This window comes from Streptomyces sp. NPDC059567, from assembly GCF_042735655.1.
Classification (GTDB): Bacteria; Actinomycetota; Actinomycetes; order Streptomycetales; family Streptomycetaceae; genus Streptomyces.
Genome location: NZ_JBHWBS010000123.1, coordinates 1 through 5,039 on the forward strand (window position 1 = coordinate 1; position 5,039 = coordinate 5,039).

The following is a 5,039-nucleotide window of genomic DNA, read 5'->3' on the forward strand; positions in this document are numbered from 1 at the left end:
GGGTGCGGCCGCGCGCCGCGTCGCCCCCGCGCTCTACGGCACCCAGAGCCCGTCCGCCGTGAGGCCGAGCAGCTCGATCGCGTTGCCGCGCACGATCCGCTCGACCACGTCCGGCGCCAGGTGGCCCATCTGCGCCTCCCCGACCTCCCGGGACTTGGGCCAGGTGGAGTCGGAGTGCGGGTAGTCGGTCTCGTACAGGACGTTGCCGACGCCGATCGCGTCGAGGTTCCTCAGCCCGAAGGCGTCGTCGAAGAAGCAGCCGTAGACGTGCTCGGCGAAGAGCTCCGACGGCGGGCGCAGCACCTTCTCGGCGACGCCGCCCCAGCCGCGGTTCTCCTCCCAGACCACGTCGGCGCGTTCCAGGATGTACGGGATCCAGCCGATCTGGCCCTCCGCGTACATGATCCGCACATTGGGGAAGCGCTCGAACTTCCCGCTCATCAGCCAGTCCACCATCGAGAAGCAGCAGTTGGCGAAGGTGATGGTGGAGCCGACGGCGGGCGGGGCGTCGGCGGAGGTGGACGGCATCCGGCTGGAGGAGCCGATGTGCATCGCGACGACGGTGCCCGTCTCGTCACAGGCCCGCAGGAACGGGTCCCAGTAGTCGGTGTGGATCGACGGCAGCCCGAGGTGGGGCGGTATCTCGGAGAAGGCGACGGCGCGGACCCCGCGGGCGGCGTTGCGCCGCACCTCCTCGGCGGCGAGCTCGGCGTCCCAGAGGGGTATGAGGGTGAGCGGGATGAGGCGGCCCCGGGCCTCAGGACCGCACCACTCCTCCACCATCCAGTCGTTGTACGCCCGGATGCCGAGGAGGCCGAGCTCGCGGTCGCTCGCCTCGGTGAAGGTCTGCCCGCAGAAGCGCGGGAAGGTGGGGAAGCAGAGCGCGGACTGGACGTGGTTGACGTCCATGTCGGCGAGTCGGTCGGGGACGCTGTAGGAGCCGGGGCGCATCTGCTCGTAGGTGATGACCTCGAGCCTGATCTCGTCCCTGTCGTAGCCGACGGCGGTGTCGAGACGGGTGAGCGGCCGGTGCAGGTCCTCGTACACCCACCAGTCGCCGATGGGCCCGTCGTCGCCCTTGGCGCCCATGACGGGCGCGAACTTGCCGCCGAGGAAGGTCATTTCCTTCAGGGGCGCCCGGACGATCCGGGGACCGGTGTCGCGGTACCTGGACGGGAGCCGGTCCCGCCAGACGTGAGGCGGCTCCACGGTGTGGTCGTCCACCGAGATGATCTTCGGGAAGGTCTCCATGCGTTTCACGGTAGCGCTGATCTGACGACCCGTCAGCTAGTCGGGAGGCCCGGAGCGGCCGGATCCTGCCGGATCCGGCCGGAGATCCGGTCGGATCCTGTGGCAGGACTTGTGCAGACAGTCACCCGATGCTGACGTGCCCCCTCCGGACAAGGCAGACTGTCTTGGGCGAAACCAGCGGTGCGGGCAGGGGGAGCTATGGACCGTGAGAACGGGCCGCGAGTACCGGAGCAGCGGGCTCCGGGGGCGGGTCTCCACAGCGGCGGAGACCTGCGCTTCGGCGTGCTCGGACCCGTACGCGCCTGGCGGGACGGCGAATCCCTGCCGTCCGGCTCCCCGCAGCAGCGGGCCCTGCTCGCCGCCCTCCTGATGCGCGAGGGCCGCACGGCCACGGCCGCGGAGCTCATCGACGCCATCTGGGGCGACGAGTCGCCCTCGCAGGCGCTGGCCGCGGTACGGACGTACGCCTCACGGCTGCGCAAGATCCTCGACCCCGGGGTCCTGGTCAGCGACGCCGGCGGCTACGCGATCCGCGTCCCCGGCGGTGCGGTGGACCTGAACGTCGCCCAGGAGCTGGCGGCCGAGGCCGAGAAGCAGCGGGCGGCCGGGGACCGCGGTGCGGCACGGAGCCGGCTGGGGAAGGCGCTCGGGCTCTGGGACGGCGAGGCGCTGGCCTCCGTACCGGGACCGTACGCCGAGACGCAGCGGGTACGCCTGGAGGAGTGGCGGCTGCAACTCCTGGAGACCCGGCTCGACATGGACCTGGAGGCCGGGGCACATGCGGAGGCCGTCTCCGAGCTGACCGCGCTGACCGCCGCCCACCCGCTGCGGGAGCGCCTGCGCGAACTGCTCATGCTGGCCCTCTACCGCAGCGGCCGGCAGGCCGAGGCGCTGGCCGTGTACGCGGACACCCGCCGGCTCCTCGCCGACGAGCTGGGCGTCGACCCTCGCCCGGAGCTCTCCCGGCTCCAGCAGCGGATCCTCCAGGCGGACGCCGAACTGGCCCGGCCCGTGGAGGAATCGGCTCCGGCGCCGGTCGTGGCGCGGCCCGCGCAGCTCCCGGCCACGGTCCCGGACTTCACCGGCCGCAACTCCTTCGTACGGGACCTGGGCAAGCGGCTGGCCACGGCGGAGGGCTCCGTGATGGCCGTCTCGGCGCTCGCGGGCATCGGCGGCGTCGGCAAGACGACGCTCGCCGTGCACGTGGCGCACGAGGCACGGCCGCACTTCCCCGACGGCCAGCTGTACGTGGACCTCCAGGGCGCGGGCGCGCGGTCGACGGCTCCCGAAACCGTCCTCGGGGCCTTCCTCCGCGCCCTCGGCACCCCCGACTCCGCGATCCCCGACTCGCTGGACGAGCGGGCGGCGCTGTACCGCTCGACCCTGGACGGCCGCCGGGTGCTCGTCCTGCTCGACAACGCCCGGGACGCGGCCCAGATCCGCCCCCTCCTGCCCGGCACGGCGGGCTGCGCCGCCCTGGTGACGAGCCGGATCCGGATGGTGGACCTGGCGGGGGCGCACCTGGTGGACCTGGACGTCATGTCGCCGGAGGAGGCGCTCCAGCTCTTCACGCGGATCGTCGGAGCGGAGCGGGTCTCGGCGGAGCGGGAAGCGGCCCTCGACGTGGTCGCCGCATGCGGCTTCCTCCCGCTCGCGATCCGTATCGCCGCCTCGCGCCTGGCGGCGCGCCGCACATGGACGGTGGCGGTCCTGGCGGCGAAGCTCGCCGACGAGCGCCGGCGCCTGGACGAGCTCCAGGCGGGCGACCTGGCGGTCAAGGCGACCTTCGAACTCGGCTACGGCCAGCTGGAACCGGCCCAGGCGCGCGCCTTCCGCCTCCTGGGCCTGGCGGACGGCCCGGACATCTCCCTCGCGGCCGCCGCGGCCGTCCTCGACCTGGAGCTCCACGCCACGGAGGACCTCCTGGAGGCCCTGGTCGACACGTCCCTCGTGGAATCCGCGGCCCCGGGCCGCTACCGCTACCACGACCTGGTGCGCCTCTACGCGCGTGCGTGCGCGGAACGCGATGAACAGCCGCCGGTGGAACGGGAGCTGGCGCTCTCCCGGCTGCTGGACTTCTACCTGTCGACGGCTGCCCGCGTCTACGCGATCGAGCGGCCGGGCGACCGCCTGGTCGACCACCTGGAGCCGACGGAGTACGAGGGCCTGACCTTCACCGACCGCCACACGGCCCAGGACTGGCTCTACGCGGAGGCGAACTCCCTGCTGGCCTGCGTGCGGCAGTCGGCCGCCTCGGGCAGCACGCTGCGGCGCGCGGTGGATCTGCTGTGGGCGTGCATCGACCTGGGCGAATCAGGCACCAACTCGAAGCAGTACGAATCGGTGGCCGCGGCTCTGCGCGAGGCGGCGCACGAGATCGGCGACGAGCACGCCGAAGGCCGCGCCTACATGAACCTCACCAACGTCCGTACCTACACGGGGCGGTTCGACGAGGCCGACCAGGACGCGGAGCACGCGGCACGGCTGGCCGCGCAGACCCTGGACACCTTGACACTGCCCTGGGCGGCCAACGCGCGGGGCATCATCGCCATCTACCAGACCCGGCAGGCCGACGGCGAACAGCATCTGAGCAGGGCCATCGAGGGCTTCCGCGCGGACGGGAACAGCCCCGGCGAGGCGAGCGCCCTGTGCAACCTCTCGCGTATCCACCTGGCCACGGGCCGAGTGGCCAGCGCGGTCTCCCTGGCCGAACAGGGCATCTCCATCTACGACTCCATGGGGCATTCGCTCCGCGGAGCGAACGGCCGCTATGCGCTCGGCATGGCCCTGACCGAGAGCGGCCGGCATGCCGCGGGCGCGGCAGCACTGCGCGAAGCGCTGGCCGTCTTCCGGGACAGCCGCCAGCGGCTGTGGGAGGGCATGACGCTCTTCCGGCTCGCTGAACTCGAGCTGTCCGCCCGACGGCCGGCGCAGGCAGCGGCCATGGCGGAGCAGGCGCTGGCGGTGCTCAGCGGCATCGGGGGAGAATGGCGCCGGGGAAACCTGCTCACCGTGCTCGGCCAGGCCCTCAACGGCATCGGACAGAGTGGCCGTGCGCAGGCATGCTGGCGGGAGGCGCTCGCGATTCACGAGAGCCTCGACTCGCCCGAGGCCGCCGCCATCAGGGGTCTGCTGACGCCGGCGGCCGCCGCGTAGGCATCACGGTCTGCACGTTCATCGAACGTTTATCGCCGACCGCCATGCTCCTCTCATCGACCCGCCGCGTCGGGGGGCAGACGGGTCGCTGGTGAGGCCGTCGCTCCGGCGCATTAGGGTGAGCGGCCCTGAGGGGCCCGTCCGGCGGCCCACGGGGGAGCAGCCGGGCGGGCCCCTACGATCCAACCGCTCAGACAACGGAGGGACTCATCATGACCGAGCCGAAGAAGACCAACCCCGTCGTGAAGCCTCAGGACCAGCACGCCACCGGCGGCGACATCACGACCCTGGACCAGCACGCGACCGGTGGCGACATCGACGGCGTCAAGACGCTGGACCAGCACGCCACCGGGGGCGACATCACGACCCTGGACCAGCACGCCACGTCGGAGCCGTTCAAGCCGACCCAGACCAGCTGAACCTTCCCACGGGGGGCGGTCGCGGCGGCGCCATCGGGGGAGCCGCCAGGGCCGTTGCTGTCCGGGCATGGAGGCGCGGGAGTCCGGGGGACGTCCGACGAGCCGGGGGGACTCGTCGGGCGGGACCCCGCGCCCCCAGGCCCGTCATCCCCCAAGCTGGGGCCGGGGGGGGCCCCGGCCCCCCGTGGGGCGCCCCGCGGGCGGCCGGCACGC

At 72.8% G+C, this 5,039-nt stretch carries 3 protein-coding genes; 2 read left to right on the forward strand and 1 reads right to left on the reverse strand.

The features are described 5' to 3' along the window. Window positions 1-33: 33 nt before the first annotated feature. On the reverse strand, window positions 34-1,251 hold the full coding sequence (locus tag ACFVZW_RS33570) for an amidohydrolase family protein (protein WP_384529534.1): 1,218 nt from the start codon (window positions 1,249-1,251) through the stop codon (window positions 34-36). Between the two features lie 198 nt (window positions 1,252-1,449). Between ACFVZW_RS33570 and ACFVZW_RS33575 the strand changes: the two genes are divergently transcribed. Continuing rightward, window positions 1,450-4,407 carry a BTAD domain-containing putative transcriptional regulator gene (locus ACFVZW_RS33575; protein ID WP_384529537.1) on the forward strand — a complete coding sequence of 986 codons (2,958 nt, stop codon included), beginning with the start codon at window positions 1,450-1,452 and terminating at the stop codon, window positions 4,405-4,407. A 212-nt stretch (window positions 4,408-4,619) separates the two neighbouring features. After that, window positions 4,620-4,826 carry a hypothetical protein gene (locus tag ACFVZW_RS33580; protein ID WP_383558537.1) on the forward strand — a complete coding sequence of 69 codons (207 nt, stop codon included), beginning with the start codon at window positions 4,620-4,622 and terminating at the stop codon, window positions 4,824-4,826. Window positions 4,827-5,039 lie beyond the last annotated feature (213 nt).